The 16,373-nt window shown below is 59.3% G+C and carries 15 protein-coding genes; 11 read left to right on the top strand and 4 right to left on the bottom strand.

Translation table 11 applies throughout. The annotated features are described in order from the left end of the window. The first annotated feature begins 14 nt into the window (after nucleotides 1-14). From purB to ACZ6ZO_RS09895, 6 genes are all read left to right on the top strand, one after another. Nucleotides 15-1,445, top strand: coding sequence for an adenylosuccinate lyase (gene purB / locus ACZ6ZO_RS09920; RefSeq protein WP_182385438.1), 1,431 nt, complete (start codon nucleotides 15-17; stop codon nucleotides 1,443-1,445). Between the two features lie 67 nt (nucleotides 1,446-1,512). Further along, entirely contained in the window at nucleotides 1,513-2,406 is an 894-nt protein-coding gene (locus tag ACZ6ZO_RS09915; protein ID WP_182385439.1) for a phosphoribosylaminoimidazolesuccinocarboxamide synthase, read from the top strand. Between the two features lie 521 nt (nucleotides 2,407-2,927). Next, nucleotides 2,928-5,024, top strand: coding sequence for a S9 family peptidase (locus ACZ6ZO_RS09910; RefSeq protein WP_465292306.1), 2,097 nt, complete (start codon nucleotides 2,928-2,930; stop codon nucleotides 5,022-5,024). Between the two features lie 396 nt (nucleotides 5,025-5,420). Beyond that, complete coding sequence (locus ACZ6ZO_RS09905; protein ID WP_465292394.1) at nucleotides 5,421-6,857, top strand: cation:dicarboxylate symporter family transporter; 1,437 nt, start codon at nucleotides 5,421-5,423, stop codon at nucleotides 6,855-6,857. A gap of 82 nt (nucleotides 6,858-6,939) precedes the next feature. After that, the gene (locus ACZ6ZO_RS09900; protein WP_182385442.1) at nucleotides 6,940-7,617 is read left to right on the top strand and encodes a DUF2334 domain-containing protein; all 678 of its coding nucleotides are present in this window, start codon (nucleotides 6,940-6,942) and stop codon (nucleotides 7,615-7,617) included. Nucleotides 7,618-7,627: 10 nt separating this feature from the next. Then, complete coding sequence (locus ACZ6ZO_RS09895; RefSeq protein WP_465292304.1) at nucleotides 7,628-8,116, top strand: glutathione peroxidase; 489 nt, start codon at nucleotides 7,628-7,630, stop codon at nucleotides 8,114-8,116. Nucleotides 8,117-8,118: 2 nt separating this feature from the next. Here the strand turns inward: ACZ6ZO_RS09895 and ACZ6ZO_RS09890 are convergent, their stop codons facing one another. Beyond that, entirely contained in the window at nucleotides 8,119-9,105 is a 987-nt protein-coding gene (locus ACZ6ZO_RS09890; protein WP_465292302.1) for an acyl-CoA thioesterase, read from the bottom strand. Between the two features lie 85 nt (nucleotides 9,106-9,190). On the opposite strand from ACZ6ZO_RS09890, the gene ACZ6ZO_RS09885 reads away from it, so the two are divergent. The 4 genes from ACZ6ZO_RS09885 (at nucleotide 9,191) to purM (ending at nucleotide 12,993) form a co-directional block, all read left to right on the top strand. Then, a complete protein-coding gene (locus ACZ6ZO_RS09885; RefSeq protein WP_417925952.1) occupies nucleotides 9,191-9,571 on the top strand; it encodes a sterol carrier family protein in 381 nt (126 codons plus the stop codon). 77 nt (nucleotides 9,572-9,648) lie between these two features. Continuing rightward, a complete protein-coding gene (locus ACZ6ZO_RS09880; RefSeq protein ID WP_465292299.1) occupies nucleotides 9,649-10,365 on the top strand; it encodes a VIT1/CCC1 transporter family protein in 717 nt (238 codons plus the stop codon). 35 nt (nucleotides 10,366-10,400) lie between these two features. Next, complete coding sequence (gene purF, locus ACZ6ZO_RS09875; protein ID WP_465292297.1) at nucleotides 10,401-11,900, top strand: amidophosphoribosyltransferase; 1,500 nt, start codon at nucleotides 10,401-10,403, stop codon at nucleotides 11,898-11,900. Nucleotides 11,901-11,922: 22 nt separating this feature from the next. Then, on the top strand, nucleotides 11,923-12,993 hold the full coding sequence (gene purM, locus ACZ6ZO_RS09870; RefSeq protein WP_465292295.1) for a phosphoribosylformylglycinamidine cyclo-ligase: 1,071 nt from the start codon (nucleotides 11,923-11,925) through the stop codon (nucleotides 12,991-12,993). A gap of 290 nt (nucleotides 12,994-13,283) precedes the next feature. On the opposite strand, the gene ACZ6ZO_RS09865 is transcribed toward purM, so the two are convergent. Both ACZ6ZO_RS09865 and ygfZ read right to left on the bottom strand, forming a co-directional pair. Next, a complete protein-coding gene (locus ACZ6ZO_RS09865) occupies nucleotides 13,284-13,496 on the bottom strand; it encodes a DUF3073 domain-containing protein (RefSeq protein WP_182385454.1) in 213 nt (70 codons plus the stop codon). 228 nt (nucleotides 13,497-13,724) lie between these two features. Continuing rightward, a complete protein-coding gene (ygfZ, locus tag ACZ6ZO_RS09860; protein ID WP_465292392.1) occupies nucleotides 13,725-14,762 on the bottom strand; it encodes a CAF17-like 4Fe-4S cluster assembly/insertion protein YgfZ in 1,038 nt (345 codons plus the stop codon). Between the two features lie 22 nt (nucleotides 14,763-14,784). On the opposite strand from ygfZ, the gene ACZ6ZO_RS09855 reads away from it, so the two are divergent. Continuing rightward, a complete protein-coding gene (locus ACZ6ZO_RS09855) occupies nucleotides 14,785-15,636 on the top strand; it encodes an aminodeoxychorismate lyase (protein ID WP_465292293.1) in 852 nt (283 codons plus the stop codon). On the opposite strand, the gene ACZ6ZO_RS09850 is transcribed toward ACZ6ZO_RS09855, so the two are convergent. Continuing rightward, on the bottom strand, nucleotides 15,633-16,256 hold the full coding sequence (locus ACZ6ZO_RS09850; RefSeq protein WP_182385456.1) for a heme-binding beta-barrel domain-containing protein: 624 nt from the start codon (nucleotides 16,254-16,256) through the stop codon (nucleotides 15,633-15,635). The genes ACZ6ZO_RS09855 and ACZ6ZO_RS09850 overlap by 4 nt on opposite strands. Nucleotides 16,257-16,373 lie beyond the last annotated feature (117 nt).

The raw sequence follows: 16,373 nt of genomic DNA, 5'->3' as shown, positions 1-16,373 counted from the left end.
GGAATAATGGGGACGTGGCTGAAAAGAAGAAGATTTCCAACGTCCTGTCCAATCGGTATGCGTCCGCTGACCTTTCTAATTTGTGGAGCGCTGAAACGAAGATCGTGATGGAGCGCGAGCTTTGGATCGCGGTCATGAAGGCACAGAAAGACCTCGGTGTGGATATTCCCGCCGAGGCCATTGCTGCCTATGAGGCGGTAAAAGATCAGGTGGATGTGGCATCCATCGCTGAGCGCGAGAAGATCACGCGCCACGATGTGAAGGCACGCATTGAAGAGTTCAATGACCTGGCTGGTTTCGAGCACATTCACAAGGGCATGACCAGCCGCGATCTTACGGAAAATGTGGAGCAGCTCCAGATTCACCGCTCCCTGGAGATCATTCTTGGCAAGGCCGTGGCTGTGCTTGCTCGTATCGGTGAGCGTGCCGCCATGTACCAGTCTCTGGTGATGGCCGGCCGCTCTCATAACGTAGCAGCGCAGGCAACAACGCTGGGTAAGCGCTTCGCTTCCGCAGCCGACGAGCTGCTCATCGCCATTGAGCGCACCGAGTCCCTGATTGACCGCTACCCATTGCGCGGCATCAAGGGCCCAATGGGCACCGCACAGGACATGCTCGACCTCATGGGTGGCAACGAAACCAAGCTTGCCTCCTTGGAGACCCGCATTGCGGATCACCTTGGCTTCCACCGCGTGTTCGACTCCGTGGGGCAGGTGTACCCACGTTCCCTCGACTTCGATGCGGTGTCCGCTCTGGTGCAGCTCGGCGCAGGCCCATCCTCCCTGGCCCACACCATCCGCCTGATGGCAGGCAACGAGACTGTCACGGAAGGCTTCAAGGAAGGCCAGGTTGGCTCTTCTGCAATGCCACACAAGATGAACGCACGCTCCTGTGAACGCGTGGGTGGTATGCAGGTTATTCTGCGCGGCTACCTCACCATGGTGGCGGATTTGTCTGGCCAGCAGTGGAACGAAGGCGACGTGTTCTGCTCGGTGGTGCGTCGTGTCGCGCTGCCGGACGCATTCTTCGCGCTGGATGGCATGTTCGAAACTTTCCTTACCGTTCTGGATGAATTCGGTGCGTTCCCAGCGATGATCGACCGCGAACTGGAGCGCTACCTGCCGTTCCTGGCCACCACCCGCATCCTCATGGCGGCGGTGCGCTCTGGCATGGGACGTGAAACTGCTCACGAAGTGATTAAGGAAAACGCTGTCGCCGTGGCGCTGAACATGCGTGAGAACGGTGGCTCCCAGGACCTCATCGAGCGACTTGCTGCCGACGAGCGCATGACCTTGTCCGCGGAAGATCTGCAGGCAGCGCTGGCTGATCGCCATGCCTTCATCGGCGCGGCGGAAACTCAGGTGAGCCGCGTCCTCGCCCGCGTGAACGACGTGGTGTCCCGCTACCCGGAGGCCGCGAAGTACCAGCCGGGGGAGATCCTGTAAAAATTTTGCTGCCCTTGCCGACGCTCGACATGGCATTTCGGCAAGGGCAGGGCTACACTACCCTGTTATGCGTCCTGAACTTTCTTCGTACAATCACCTGTCCGCAGGTAAAGTACGCGAAATCTACGAGATCGATGATGAGACCCTTCTGATGGTGGTCTCCGACCGAATTTCGGCATACGACTACATCCTTGACACCGAAATCCCGGACAAGGGCCGTGTGCTCACCGCAATGTCGGTCCACTTCTTTGAAAACATTGATTTCCCTAACCAACTGGCCGGCCCCATCGATGATCCACGGATCCCTGAGGAGGTCCTCGGCCGAGCACTGGTGTGCAAGAAGCTGGAAATGCTGCCATTCGAATGCGTGGCACGCGGTTACCTCACCGGTTCCGGCCTCGCCGAATACAAGGAGAACGGCACCGTCTGCGGTATCGAACTGCCAGAAGGCCTGCGCGAATCCTCCAAACTCCCGGAGCCAATCTTCACCCCTGCCACGAAGGCAGACCTCGGTGACCATGATGAAAACGTAAGTTTTGAACAGGTCGTCGAAAAGCTCGGGCAGGCGCGCGCTGAAGAGCTTCGCGACGCCACCTTGAAGATCTACACCCAGGCCGCAGAAATGGCGCTGGAGAAGGGCATCATCCTCGCCGATACCAAATTCGAGTTCGGCCTTGACTCCGACGGCAACCTTGTCCTCGCCGACGAAGTCCTCACCCCCGATTCCTCCCGCTACTGGCCAGCCGACGACTACGTCGAGGGGCGAGTCCAACCATCCTTCGACAAGCAGTACGTCCGCAACTGGCTCACCGGACCGAAGTCCGGTTGGAACAAGGCTTCCCAGACCCCGCCACCACCACTCCCAGGCTCCGTTGTGGAAGCAACCCGCGAACGCTACATCGAAGCCTACGAGCGCATCTCGGGCAAGAAATTCTCCGAATGGATCGGCTGCTGCGTGTAGCCCGTTAAACAGTCAACCCCCAATGCTGTGTGCGTTGGGGGTTTGGTGTTTAGCAACTAGCGTTCCCGGTTTTCGTATACAGGAGCGCCACTGGGAATGGCTGAGCCTTCTACCAACAGTTACAGATGGCACGTGCCAACAGTTCCGAGAGCGTCCAAAGGTTTATGCGTGGTGACATTCTCCGTTTTGTGGGGTACAGGCTTTGGCCCCGACATTATGGCCCCGAGGTTGTTCCAAAAATGGGTCCGCGACCCCGAACTTCGGGCGGGTAATGTCGGGGAGAACGTATTTCCCGTACTTGCGTGACAAGTCTCTTAGGATGTCCAGTGCCTACCGAACGCACTACTGGTATCTACTGTGGCCAGTGGGAGCAGGAGGGCCTATGTGGAACTTGTTGTTTTTGGCACGCACAGGATAGATGAATCTTTTCTGCTGTTTTTCGGAAACCGGAATTGCGGCGAGGGCTGTCTCGGGACCGCTGTGAAGCACGCACCCCTTGTGTCCGGGTAGTGTGGTAGCTCATGTACCCTAAAGCAGCTAAGCGCCCTATTACTCGCAGCCATCATGGCATTGATTTTGTTGACAATTATGAGTGGTTGCGGGACAAGGAATCGGCCGACACTAAGGCATATCTGGAAGCGGAAAACGCATATACTGCGGAGCAGACTGAGCATCTGAAGACGCTGGAAGAAAACCTTTACCAGGAGCTTAAGGGCCGCATTAAGGAAACCGATATGTCGGTTCCGGTGCGTCAGGGGAAATTCTGGTACTACTCCCGTACGGAGGAGGGGAAGAGCTACGGGCGTGCCTGCCGTCTGCCGGTGACAGAGGGGCAGGATGCGTGGCTTCCGCCGACGATCACGGAAGAACCTGAGCCTAATGAGCAGGTACTGCTGGATATGAATGAGCTGGCAGAGGGCCACGAGTTCTTTGCTGTGGGGGCGTCCAGTGTGACGGTGTCCGGCAATTTCCTGGCGTTTTCCACCGACACTAAGGGCGACGAGCGTTTCACCTTAAGGATCAAGGATCTGCGTACCGGTGAGCTGCTCGATGACGTCATTGAAGATATTGCCTACGGCGCAACCTGGGCAGGGGATGATTATCTCTTCTACCAGCGAGTGGACGAGTCCTGGCGTCCGGATTCGGTGTGGCGCCATAAGGTCGGAACCCCGACCGAGCAGGATGTTCGCGTATTCCACGAGCCGGATGAGCGGTTCTGGGTAGGCGTCGCTTCCACACGGTCGGAAAAGTACTTGCTTCTGGAGGCCGGGTCGAAGATGACCTCGGAAATGTGGGCGCTGGAGCTGGATAATCCGACCGGTGAGTTTCGTTGTTTGCTGCCGCGTCAGGAAGGGATCGAGTACGGTGTTGACCATGCAGTGGTCAATGGTGAGGACCGTTGGTTGGTCATTCACAACGCGACGGGCCCCAACTTCGAGATCGGTGAGTGCCCGGTGGGCTCTTTCCAGATTGAGGAACTGAATGTCCTGGTGCCACACCGTAGCGATGTCCGCCTGGAAGCCATTGACCCGTTTGCCGGCCACCTGGTGTTGGGCTACCGACGGGAGGCCATCGGCCGGATTGCGCTGATGAAGCTGGACCCTGGCTACACCAGTTTTGTGGAAATGAGCTTCGATGAGGAGCTCTATTCCGCCGGTTCCGGTGGCAATCCGGAGTGGGATACCCCGGTCTTTCGGTATACCTATGGCAGTTTTACGCAGCCAGCGAGCGTGAACCTGTTGGACGTCGAGAAGCAAACGCGCACTCTGCTGAAGCAGCAGGAAGTCCTCGGTGGCTACAACCCGGAGGACTATGTCGCGACGCGCCGGTGGGTGACCGCGCGGGATGGTCAGAAAATCCCGGTGTCGCTGGTGCACCGCGCTGACCTGGACTTGAGCAAGCCGAACCCGATGATCCTCTACGGCTATGGCTCCTATGAGCATTCTATCGACCCGAGCTTTTCCAACCTGTACATCTCCGTGTATGACCGCGGGATCGTCTTTGCCGTGGCGCACGTGCGTGGTGGCGGCGAGATGGGACGCCGCTGGTATGACGACGGCAAGATCCTCGCCAAGAAGAACACCTTCACCGACTTCATCGACGTCGCAGACGACCTCATCGCAGCAGGCTTGACGACGCCCGAACTGCTCGGCGCCGAGGGCGGCTCCGCCGGAGGCCTGTTGATGGGCGCCGTGGCAAACATGGCTCCTGATCGATTCAAGGCCATCGCCGCGAAGGTGCCGTTTGTGGATCCATTGACCTCCATCCTCATGCCGGAGCTGCCACTGACTGTGGTGGAGTGGGAAGAATGGGGCAACCCGCTGGAATCCAAGGAAGTGTACGAGTACATGGCGTCCTACTCGCCATATGAGAACGTGGCGGCGCTGCAGTACCCGAATATCCTGGCGGTGACCTCCATCAATGACACTCGTGTGCTGTATGTGGAGCCTGCGAAATGGATCGCGAAGCTGCGGGACACCGCTGCTGGTGGCCAATTCCTGCTCAAGACTGAAATGGCAGCAGGCCACGGCGGTGTCTCAGGCCGTTATGAGCGGTGGCGCCAGTCCGCCTTTGAACTCGCGTGGCTGGTGAACCAGGTGTCCGGTCTCGAGGCCTAAAGCGCAGGCGGGCGGGGGTATTTTTACCCCTTCCGTTACTTATGTGGCGTGTTTCATAGTTTATGGCGCTGCGTCTTATTATCGGAACTTTTCGGGGGCTGCAAGTCTGTACGCTGCAGAAATGAAGATGTAACTGATTTGTGATTTTTCCTCCCGCTTTCGGGGGCGTTTTCGTGGGGCTTAGTTGTGCATTGATTGCGTAGGCAGCGTGGCACTACAGTTCGCAGAAGGTTCGATGTGCCCCTCGATACAGACCTGTGCGCTCCTCGTTGGTTTCACACCAAGTGGGAATTGGAGCTGTGCGTCGAGCAGCGAACTTTACGTTCACTCGGCCACCGCATACATGGTGGCCATTTCCTAGAAAGACCACAACCACTGATGTCTGACAAAGACAATATGGGCGAGTACCCGGCCGCCCAACGCCTCTCTGCATCCTCCGCCACCCCACGCATTGCGGAGTCAAAGAAGCCTCGTAAGGACCGTACCCACTGGCTGTACATCATGGTGATCGTCGCGATCGTCGCAGGCGTCACCTTCGGCCTGGTCGATCCGGCTCACGCGAAGGAATGGAAGGTCGTTGGCACGATGTTCGTGTCGCTGATAAAGATGATCATTCCTCCGGTGATTTTCTGCACCATCGTGTTGGGTATTGGCTCGGTTCGCGCTGCAGCCACCGTCGGTAAGGCTGGCGGTATTGCGCTGGCGTACTTCATCACTATGTCCACCTTCGCTCTTGCGGTGGGCCTCATGGTGGGCAACTACATTCAGCCTGGTTCTAACCTGCACATCGCAGCTGTTGAGCGCCCGAAGTCTGCGCCGGACCCAAGTAAGGCAACGGGTACGGTTGGCTTTATCCAGTCGATCATTCCGGACACAATGTTCTCTGCGTTTACCTCCGGATCCGTGTTGCAGGTGCTGTTCATTGCGCTGCTGTTCGGTTTCGCTGTTCAAGGTATGGGCAAGGCCGGCGAGCCGATTCTCGGTTTCGTCGCTCACCTGCAGAAGGTCGTCTTCAAGATCCTGAACATGATCCTGTGGCTCGCCCCGCTTGGTGCCTTCGGCGCCATGGCTGGTGTGGTGGGTGGCTCCGGTATGGCTGCCGTGAAGTCCCTGGCCGTGCTGATGCTCGCCTTCTACATCACCTGTTTCCTGTTCGTGTTTGTGGTGCTTGGCCTGGTGCTGTGGGTGTTCGGTGGCTTCAACATCTTCAAGCTGCTCAAGTACCTGGGGCGCGAGTTCCTGCTCATCGTGGCTACCTCGTCCTCCGAGTCCGCGCTGCCTAACCTCATGCGCAAGATGGAGCACGCGGGCGTGGACAAGTCCACCGTCGGCATTGTTGTTCCGACCGGTTACTCCTTCAACCTGGACGGCACCGCTATTTACCTGACGATGTCCGCCATCTTCATCGCTGATGCCATGCACATGCCGATGTCGCTCAATGAGCAGATTGGCCTGCTGATCTTCATGATGATCGCATCCAAGGGCGCTGCTGGCGTCTCCGGTGCTGGCATCGCCACGCTGGCTGCCGGTCTGCAGTCTCACTCCCCAGCGCTGCTCAGCGGTGTGGACGTCATCATGGGCATCGATAAGTTTATGTCTGAAGCTCGCGCGCTCACCAACTTCGCTGGTAACTCCGTGGCTACCCTGTTGGTTGGTGTTTGGACCAAGTCCATCGACAAAGAGCGCGTCAAGGACGTGCTTAACGGCAAGATTCCTTACGTCGCCTTGCCGGATGATACGCACGTTGACCTTCGTAACCCAGAGGTCGAAAACGCTCCTAACATGACTTTGCAGCCGACGCCGCAGGTCGACCTGGACGCGTACCGGCACTAGTTGTTTCCCAACGAGCCCTCAGCCAGCAGGTTGAGGGCTTTTCCTGTGGCGGGGTGGGCGAGGTCGTGCGATAATACGCCTCATGCACGGCGCTCTGTTGGTTTCGATCTCAAGCATCTTTGATGCCACACGTGCCGATACCGAAAAACTCATCAGTCACCTGGACAGCAGGGGAGTGCCAGTGTCGCTGCTGGTCGCCCCGCATATCGACGGCAATTGGCACCTAGCCAAGGACCCGGCCACCAAGCAGTGGCTCCTTGATCAGCAAAGCGCGGACCGCGCGATCATCCTCAATGGCTTCGATCAAGCGGTGCAGGGCCGACGCGCCGAGTTCGCGAACCTGGAGTCCCACGAAGCCCGGCTGCGGCTCAAGGGCGCTACCCGTCAGATGCAGAAGATCGGTTTTGATACTGATCTGTTTGCCCCGCCTCGCTGGCGACTGTCTGCGGGGACTCTCCAGGTCCTCCCGGAATTCGGGTTCACGCTCGTTTCCTCCACGCGGGGAATTCACAATCTGGACAGCGGGGACTTCACCCAGACCCGAAACCTGTCCTTCGGTGAAGGCTACGGCGCGGCGAAGTGGTGGCGGCGAAACATCATCCGCGCGGTGGAGCGTGGGGCGGCGCAGGGCAGGACGGTTCGCTTGTCAATCTCGGCGCGCAATCTCTCGGATAAAAAGACGGCCCGGGATTTTCTGGAGGGCGTCGATAAGGCGCTGCGTCTCGGCCTCACCCCGCGCGACTACCGTGACTTCCGCTAGCCTGGGCGGCATGAGCATCTATGACACCCCAGTAACCCTGTTGGACGGCACCGAAACCACCTTCAAAGATTGGGAAGGGCACCTGGTGCTGCTGGTCAATACCGCCAGCGAGTGCGGCCTGACCGGGCAATATGAGGGCTTGCAGCGGCTTTTCGACGACTACATGATGCGAGGCCTTTTCGTCATTGGAATGCCCTGCAACCAATTCGGGGCGCAGGAGCCTGGCAGTGCTGAGGAGATTCAACAATTCTGCCAGGCAAATTACGGGGTGACGTTCCCGATGCTGGCCAAGGCGGACGTCAATGGCGAGAATGCGCATCCGCTTTACCAGATCGTCAAAGAGACCCCTGATGCGACAGGGGACGCCGGTGACGTGCAGTGGAACTTTGAAAAGTTCTTGATCTCTCCGTCAGGTGAGGTCATCGCTCGGTTCCGGCCCAAGACCGACCCGGAGGATGATGAGGTTATTGACCTGATTGAGGAGAATCTTCCGATCTAGCCCTAATCCGTCAACCGCACTTGCCGCTGCGCAACTAGTGGCCGTGGCGAGTACTGGGAGCGCAGTTCGCGGAGGGTTGCTGCGTGTTCGAAGAGGCGCTTGTCTTCCTCGGTGACCGGCGTGAACTGGCGGGCGGGTAGTGGGTTGCCGTCGATGTCCACAGCAACGTAGGACACAGTCGCATGAATGGCGGTTTCCAGGTGGGAGCGGCCGCCACGCGGTGCACCGGAGCGGACGTGGATGGATGTTTGCATACCACGGGCGTCGGTGCGGATGAGCCGTGCGTCGACTTCGATGAGGTCGCCGATCTGGATGGGGCGGTAGAAGCGGATACCACCAGCGTAAACAGCGACGGTGTGTTCGCCGGACCATTCCATGGTGCAGGCAGCGCCGGCTTCATCGATCCACTCCATTGCGGTGCCACCGTGGACCTTGCCGCCCCAGTTCACATCGGTTGGTTTGGCCAGGAAGCGGGTGATGAGGCGTGGGGCGTCGGAAGGGCCGTTGTAGGTTTGCTTTTCCATTTCGGCCTCGATGGCCTGGCGCAGCTCGATGCGGGAGAGGGCGGCTTCGTAAACTCGCTGCTCCTCATCAGTGCTGGGTTCGTAGGTGGGCACTGCCACGGATTTTCCGGTGGCGGTGTCCTTAGCGACGAAGATGACCAGGCAGTCGCAGGCGCGGGTGAAGACGCCTTCGCGAGGGTCTGCGGAGAACACCTCGTTGACGATATGCATGGAGGAGCGCCCCGTCATGGCGATTCGGGAACGCACCTCCACCATGTGTCCAGAGGGGATCGGACGGAAGAAGTGAATGTGACCCACGTAAGCTGTGACGCAGTAAGTCCCGGACCACGATGTGGCGCACGCGTATGCCGCCTTGTCGATCCATTCCAGCACGCGTCCACCATTGACGCCGTGGTTGCCAGCCATGAGCACATCCGTCGGTGCGGCCAGGAAACGAAGAGTGATGGCAGGGGAGCGGTCCGGCATAAGATGACTTTCAGATCGAGTAACTACATGAACGTAAGAGTTCACTATATATTCTTGTCACCTCAGCAACATGGAAGCCGAGCCTATGCCTACCCCCAAGAAAGTGGATCCCGCCGAAACCCGCGCGGCTGTCCTCGCCATCGCCGATTGGATTAGGGACGAGGATTGCGGGCAACGGCCGTCGAGAAGCCAGCTTGCCGACGCCACTCGCCTCACCGCCCGGACCCTAGCGCAGACCGCGCCGGGGCAGAGCGTGGAGCTGCGCGTACCGCCGTTCGTGGCTGTGCAATGCATTCAGGGGCCACGCCATACGAGAGGGACGCCGCCGAATGTGGTGGAGATGTCGCCGCGCGAATGGCTGAGAGTCGCAACGGGGATTGCAGCTTTCGCCGCAGCAGAAAAAGACTGCTCAGGCACCCGCGCGGGTGAGATAGAGCATTGGCTACCCATAGTAAACCTAGGCTAAACTTCGTTGTGACCTGCGCAAATAGTGGTTAGCATGATGAATTAGCAACGCCTGATACGTGCAAGGGAGAGTTCATCATGTCCGACCACAACCAAGAGTTTTTTGAACCCCACGCAACGGACGTGAACTCTAAGCTCAACTGGCTGCGCGCCGGGGTGCTGGGCGCAAACGATGGCATCGTCTCGGTCGCCGGTTTGCTGATGGGTGTGGCCGCCGCCGGTGCCGGATCCAAAGAACTCTTGACGGCGGGCATTGCGTCTGTAGCTTCCGGCGCTGTCTCCATGGCACTCGGCGAATACGTCTCAGTTTCCGCGCAGCGAGACACCGAACGACAGCTCGTGGCTAAAGAAAAGTGGGAGTTGGAGAGTTTTCCAGACCAAGAACACGCTGAGCTGGTCGGGATATTAGAGGAAAAGGGCATGTCGGCGGAAACGGCAGAGATCGCTGCGACTGAGATGGAATCACAGAATGCTCTTGCGGCTCACCTCGATATGGAACTGGGCATGGACGCGGAAGAGCTGACCAACCCATGGGTGGCTGCGGGTTCTAGTGCCGTGTCCTTCGTTGTGGGGGCGATGATTCCGTTCCTCTGTGCGATTTTCGCGCCAGTTGAGGCTCGGGTGTGGGTGATCCTGCTGGGTACGGTGGTGGCGCTCACCCTTACCGGTGGGTTGTCTGCGAAGTTCTCCGAATCCAGCACAGGACGCTCGGTTACCCGCCTCGTTGTTGGTGGCGCACTCGCGCTTGGAGTGACATACCTGATCGGTTGGCTTTTTGGGGTGTCGGTGGCGTAACCGGAATGTGGTAGTTACGACCTAGACAGGCTACGATGAACACCGTGGTAGACGACCGTACTTTAGAGCGCCCGGATTTGGATGACCACGGTGAACATGCCCCTCGTGAAGAGTGCGGCGTTTTCGGTGTGTGGGCCCCGGGTGAAGACGTTGCAAAACTTACCTACTACGGCCTATACGCCCTGCAGCACCGCGGGCAAGAAGCCGCAGGTATTGCGGTAGGCGATGGTGATTCAATCGTCGTATTCAAAGACTTGGGCCTAGTCTCCCAAGTCTTTGACGAGCAGTCCTTGAGTGCCCTTAACGGCGACCTTGCAGTGGGGCACACTCGCTACTCCACCGCAGGCGGTGTCTCCTGGGAAAACTCCCAACCTATGTTCCGGGTTACCCCAGACGATATTGACGTGGCACTCGGACACAATGGCAACCTCGTTAACTATGTGGAGCTGTTGGAAGAGGCCACAGCTTTGGGACTGGTGAACAAGGACTCCCATCCGTCTGACTCCGACATCATGACAGCGCTGCTGGCGAACAATGCCCGTGACGGCAGGACGATCTTCCAATCTGCCCAGGAACTCCTTCCTCGTATCAAGGGCGCGTTCTGCCTCACCTTCATGGACGGCAAGAGCCTCTACGCTGCTCGCGACCCGCACGGCGTCCGACCACTGTCCATAGGCCGTCTCGATTCCGGTTGGGTTGTTGCCTCGGAGACCTGTGCGCTCGATATCGTGGGCGCGTCTTTCGTTCGCGACGTAGAACCGGGCGAGCTGCTGCGTATCGACGCCTCCGGTATCCACAGCGTCCGCTTCGCGGAACCAACCCGCAAACTGTGCGTGTTCGAACACGTCTACCTCGCACGTCCTGACTCCGTCATCTCCAGACATTCGGTCCATGCCAGCCGCGTGGAAATCGGTCGTCGACTGGCGAAGGAATGGCCGGCAGATGCTGACATGGTGATGCCAACCCCAGACTCAGGCACACCAGCCGCAGTGGGCTACGCGCAAGGCTCCGGTATCCCATTTGGCCTCGGCCTAGTGAAGAACGCTTACGTGGGCCGTACCTTCATTCAGCCAACGCAGACTATTCGCCAGCTCGGTATCCGCCTCAAGCTCAACCCGCTCAAGGGGGAGATCGCTGGTAAAAAGCTCGTAGTGGTGGATGATTCCATCGTCCGCGGCAATACTCAGCGCGCCCTGATCAGGATGCTGCGCGAGGCCGGCGCCGCAGAAGTGCACGTTCGTATTGCTTCGCCACCAGTGAAGTGGCCGTGCTTTTACGGTATTGATTTCGCGTCCCCAGGTGAACTGATCGCGAACAACGTGGATGGCTCAAATGAGGCAGCCATGGTGGAGTCGGTTCGCGTGGCGTTGGGGGCGGACTCCCTCGGCTACGTCTCCGTGGACGGCATGGTCGCTGCCACCGGAGAACAGCGCGAGAACTTGTGCTGCGCATGTTTCGACGGCAAGTACCCACTCGGGCTGCCGGAGGGCAATGCCAATGCGGAGCTCGTGAAGACCATGCAGGCAGAAAACTAACCCAGGAGAAGTGAACACACCGATGACTGACAACAACGAACAAGTGACCTCGTACGCTGCCGCTGGCGTGGACATTGAAGCTGGCGACCGCGCGGTCGAACTGTTCGCGCCTCACGCGAAGCGTGCTACCCGACCTGAGGTTCGCGGTAGCCTCGGTGGCTTTGCTGGACTGTTTGCCCTGGGCAAGTACAAGGAGCCACTGCTCGCTGCCGGCTCTGATGGCGTGGGAACTAAGCTGGCCGTGGCTCAGGCTATGGACAAGCACGACACCATCGGTATCGACCTGGTGGCAATGTGCGTTGATGACTTGGTTGTTTGTGGCGCGGAACCACTGTTCCTGCAGGACTACATCGCCATCGGCAGGGTTGTTCCAGAGCACGTGGCTCAGATCGTTGCCGGTATCGCAGAAGGCTGCGTCCAAGCTGGTTGCGCGCTCCTGGGTGGCGAAACCGCTGAGCACCCAGGCGTGATGGAACCCGACCACTACGACGTATCCGCTACCGCAGTGGGCGTTGTGGAAGCTGAGGAGCTCCTTGGCCCCGACCGCGTCCGCACCGGCGACGTGTTGATCGCGATGAAGTCCTCCGGTCTGCACTCCAACGGCTACTCCTTGGCGCGCCACGTCCTGCTGGAAAAGGCCGCACTGCCACTGGATACCTACATGGATGAGCTTGGCCGCACCCTCGGTGAAGAACTCCTCGAACCAACCCGCATCTACGCCAAGGACTGCCTCGCGCTGGCCAACGAATGCGAAGTCCACACCTTCTGCCACGTCACCGGTGGCGGACTAGTGGGCAACATGGTCCGCATCATCCCAGAAGGCATGGTCGCTGAGATGTCCCGTGCGACCTGGACCCCAGGCCCAATCTTCCGCACCATCGAACGCCTGGGCAAGGTGCCACAGGAAGAGATGGAGAAGACCTTCAACATGGGCATCGGCATGGTCGCTGTCGTTGCCGCCGAAGACCGTGACCGCGCGCTCGCGATGCTCACTGCACGGCATATCGACGCCTGGGAGCTCGGAACCGTCCGCTCTGCCGCAGAGGGGGAGACCGACCGCGCCATCCTCAAGGGTGCACACCCAGACGCCTAAAAAATTTGCTTCATAAGCCGGGCCCGTTGAGAGGCCCGGCTTTTGCATTAGTTCCTATTACTGCGGGGCACCAAGCCAGCTGAACGCGAGACGTGGAATTCGAGTCTCGGTGAATATAACCCCATTTTTGTGCTGCACAGTTGCTATTTCATCCGAGACTCGAATTCCAGGACTCTCATTTTGGTGGCACCCGCGCTAGCGCGGCACCTGCCCTAGATCACCACGGGCACGGCAAAGCGAGGTAAGAGAATGTTCTCTTACCTCGCTAGAGCTTTGGGTTGGAGCAGGAGTTAGCGCTTGCCCGCTTCAGGAGCCTCGTCCCAGTCGTCTTCAACCCATTCCGCATATGGATCTTCGTAGTCGTTGGACTCGTCGTAGGAGGAGTCTGCTTGAGACTTTCCTGCGAGCTCGCGCTGGAGCGAGTCCAAATCCATATCTGGCGTGTTGTACTTCAACTGACGAGCAACCTTGGCTTGCTTTGCCTTGGCACGGCCGCGACCCATGGCCTGACCCCCTTGGAGTAAACGGGGCGAACGGAAGACCGTCGCCCCAGGGCTTGATTTCTAAATAAGTGTATTCCTGTAAGACACAATAGCGGGTAGTGACGAAAAATGCTCAAACGGGGCTACGATTTTTGGGTTCGCGTCGCAAAAAATCTGAGGTGCATGCGAATGATAGCGCTGTTACCTGCGAAGATAGTGAAGTTAGGGCAAATGTGGTGTTACCCCGTGTTAGAGCCCGCGGAGTCGATCGATGGCGGCTCGGCCCGGTCGTGGTGTCGAATCGTCAGGGATTGAATCTGGATCGACCGCCAATGCGGTGTCGCCAGCTACCAGCGTGGCGGACATAGCGCTGCGTTTGACTAATCCAAGGGCGATAGGACCCAGCTCGTGGTCATGCACCACGGTCCCCAACCTACCGACGGTGCGTCCTCCGGAAGTTATCGAAGTTCCGGGGGCGGGTTGGGTTGGTGCAGAACCATCGAGGTGCAGGAGTACGAGGGCGCGAGGGGAACGTCCGAGGTTATGCACTCGGCTGACGGTTTCTTGCCCGCGGTAGCAACCCTTGTCCAGGTGGACTGCGCGACGCAGGAGTTCTGTGGATTCGTGAGGGATGGATTTTGCGTCCAGGTCTGCTGCGAGTTCCGGCTCGCGGGCGTTGACCCTTGCAGCGGTGAAGGTCATAAGACCGGCGAGTTGCCCTCCGGTGGACTCGAGTTGAGCGGTTGTGGCGTCGATAAGCGTGCGTTCCACAAACAGGTCGGTCCTGGGCGGTCCGGCCCAATCGACGGTGCGGGCGAGGCGGCCGTCGGGGAGGGGGAGCGTGCCGAAGAGGGTAAGGATTCCAAGGTTGGTGACGTCAATGGTGACATCGGACCAGAACACCATTTTGCGGAGGTAATCCAGGAGCGTCTCGGCCTGGGGGTGGGGAACGTCCAGGTAGAAGGTGCCTTCCCGGCGTGTGACGTCCATGTGGTGGAGGATGTGGCCTTGGGCGTCGAGGTCGAGTGCTGCGGCGCTGAAACCGTCAGGAACGTCATCGAGCTTTTGGCTCACTAGCTTGTTGAGGAACGCTGGGGCGTCGGGGCCGGACACCGCAATCACCACTCGATGGGAGCGGTCAATAATGGCGGATGTGAATCGTTGTTCGCCCAACGGGTCGCCGTAGTGCCAGGCCACGCCGTGGTGGTCGATGAGTGTGTCGTCGGTCAGTGGCGCTGCGCCTGCTCGGGAGAGCAGCGGGGAAACGTAGTCAGTCACAAAACCGATGTTAGCGCGTAGCCTAGAGGGTATGAGCCCACTGATCTATATCCTTGAGCCATTCGGCGGTTCCACTCGGGAACACAGCCCTGCGTTGCCCATGCTCTTCTGGGACGATGCTGCCGTAACCCGTGGCGACGGGGTATTCGAATCCATTCGCATTGTGGCGGGCACGCCGGTCAACCTGGACCGCCACCTGGCCCGTTTCATTCGTTCTGCCACTTTGCTGGGACTGCCAGCGCCGAACCCGGACCATTGGGCTACCGCGACCCGGGAAGCAGCTGAGAAGTGGGCATCGCTGCACGGGGACGGGGAAGCCGCCTGTACCTGGACGATGTCTCGGGGCAGGGCCTCCCGACCAGACATTCCAAGCACGTGGCTGGTGGTTAAGCCCCTGAGCGAGGAAATCCTTCGGCAGCGCGCTGAGGGAGTGAAAGTGCTCACAGGACCGCGGGGCTATCAGCTCACCAAACTTGCGCCGTGGAGTATCACTGGCGCGAAGACTCTGGCCTATGCGGAGAACATGGCCGCGTTGCGATACGCCCGCAGCCGGGGATTTGACGATGTTATCTTCACCGACGGTGAACAGGTCCTCGAAGGGGCAACCTCCACGATTATCACCGTGCGTGGCAACAAAATTCGCACCCCACAGCCGGGCGCCGAGGTCCTCGCCGGCACCACCCAAGCGCTTCTGTTTAAGCGCGCACTGAAAGCGGGCTGGAACTGCCGAGAAAAGCCGATGTATTACGGCGACTTGCTCAAGGCAGACCAGGTGTGGCTGGTGTCGTCGACGCGGGGCGCGGTGCGGGTCACGCAGCTTGACGACGCCCCCCTGAAGTCCCGCGGCGACCTGGATACAGTCAGAGATTTGCTGGGGCGCTAGCCGATCACGCGCTTGAGTTGGGCAGACATTCTAGGTCGCATTTCGCCAGCCACGAGGCGCTCGTCCACCCAGCCCAGCTCATTGGTGGGTAGGAGGCCGTAGAGGCGTTTACCGGGGCCTAGAGCAGCAGGCCCAGAGGAAGTGACCATGGTGGATGCGGATTCCAGCTGCCAGGCGCGTTCGTTGAGCGGGTTGCCGTAGAAAATTTCCACGACGCCAGTGGAGTGGCAGAGGATGAACTCGATCTCGTCTTTGAGGTCGATGCGGATGAACCCGGTTTCGCGCAGGTCGGCACCGGTTGGGTTGCCTTCTTCGTCGAGCTTCCAGAAGCGGGAATTGTAGGCGATGTAGTTCTCGCCGTCGTGGGCGAAGGTGATTTCCTGGCCGAAGTTGTACTGGCCGTCCACTGCGGTGTCGGCCTGGCCCTCGCCGCGCCACACGCCGATCAAAGGAAGCAGCGCCAGGAGGCCATCGTGCAGACTGGGGCCTTGGCGGAGGTTTGCGGTGTCATCAGGAATGGGAAGTTCACCTAGGCCTGGGATGTTGCGGTCAGCGGTATGTTTCGCTTGCTCTGCTGCCAGGTTGACGGCTTCGGAGCCGCTTAGGGAGTTGTCATTCATGGCCTCTAGCCTAGCGGTTAGTGGCTCTTCCGGTTTTAGAGTGCGTTGATCTTGGTGTGCAGCTGTCCGGAGTGGATCAAGGATCGCAAGATGTAGTGCCCGAGGTTCTTGAACCCC

Source organism: Corynebacterium sp. NPDC104732 (assembly GCF_055583565.1).
This window is presented reverse-complemented; position numbering and strand designations above follow the sequence as displayed.

Excerpts from the sequence above, each read along its gene's own strand:
- ACZ6ZO_RS09915 (WP_182385439.1), top strand. The coding sequence starts at position 1,513 with ATGCGTCCTGAACTTTCTTCGTACAATCACCTGTCCGCAGGTAAAGTA.
- ACZ6ZO_RS09910 (WP_465292306.1), top strand. The coding sequence starts at position 2,928 with ATGTACCCTAAAGCAGCTAAGCGCCCTATTACTCGCAGCCATCATGGC.
- ACZ6ZO_RS09905 (WP_465292394.1), top strand. The coding sequence starts at position 5,421 with ATGGGCGAGTACCCGGCCGCCCAACGCCTCTCTGCATCCTCCGCCACC.
- ACZ6ZO_RS09900 (WP_182385442.1), top strand. The coding sequence starts at position 6,940 with ATGCACGGCGCTCTGTTGGTTTCGATCTCAAGCATCTTTGATGCCACA.
- ACZ6ZO_RS09895 (WP_465292304.1), top strand. The coding sequence starts at position 7,628 with ATGAGCATCTATGACACCCCAGTAACCCTGTTGGACGGCACCGAAACC.
- ACZ6ZO_RS09890 (WP_465292302.1), bottom strand. The coding sequence starts at position 9,105 with ATGCCGGACCGCTCCCCTGCCATCACTCTTCGTTTCCTGGCCGCACCG.
- ACZ6ZO_RS09885 (WP_417925952.1), top strand. The coding sequence starts at position 9,191 with ATGCCTACCCCCAAGAAAGTGGATCCCGCCGAAACCCGCGCGGCTGTC.
- ACZ6ZO_RS09880 (WP_465292299.1), top strand. The coding sequence starts at position 9,649 with ATGTCCGACCACAACCAAGAGTTTTTTGAACCCCACGCAACGGACGTG.
- purF (WP_465292297.1), top strand. The coding sequence starts at position 10,401 with ATGAACACCGTGGTAGACGACCGTACTTTAGAGCGCCCGGATTTGGAT.
- purM (WP_465292295.1), top strand. The coding sequence starts at position 11,923 with ATGACTGACAACAACGAACAAGTGACCTCGTACGCTGCCGCTGGCGTG.
- ACZ6ZO_RS09865 (WP_182385454.1), bottom strand. The coding sequence starts at position 13,496 with ATGGGTCGCGGCCGTGCCAAGGCAAAGCAAGCCAAGGTTGCTCGTCAG.
- ACZ6ZO_RS09855 (WP_465292293.1), top strand. The coding sequence starts at position 14,785 with ATGAGCCCACTGATCTATATCCTTGAGCCATTCGGCGGTTCCACTCGG.
- ACZ6ZO_RS09850 (WP_182385456.1), bottom strand. The coding sequence starts at position 16,256 with ATGAATGACAACTCCCTAAGCGGCTCCGAAGCCGTCAACCTGGCAGCA.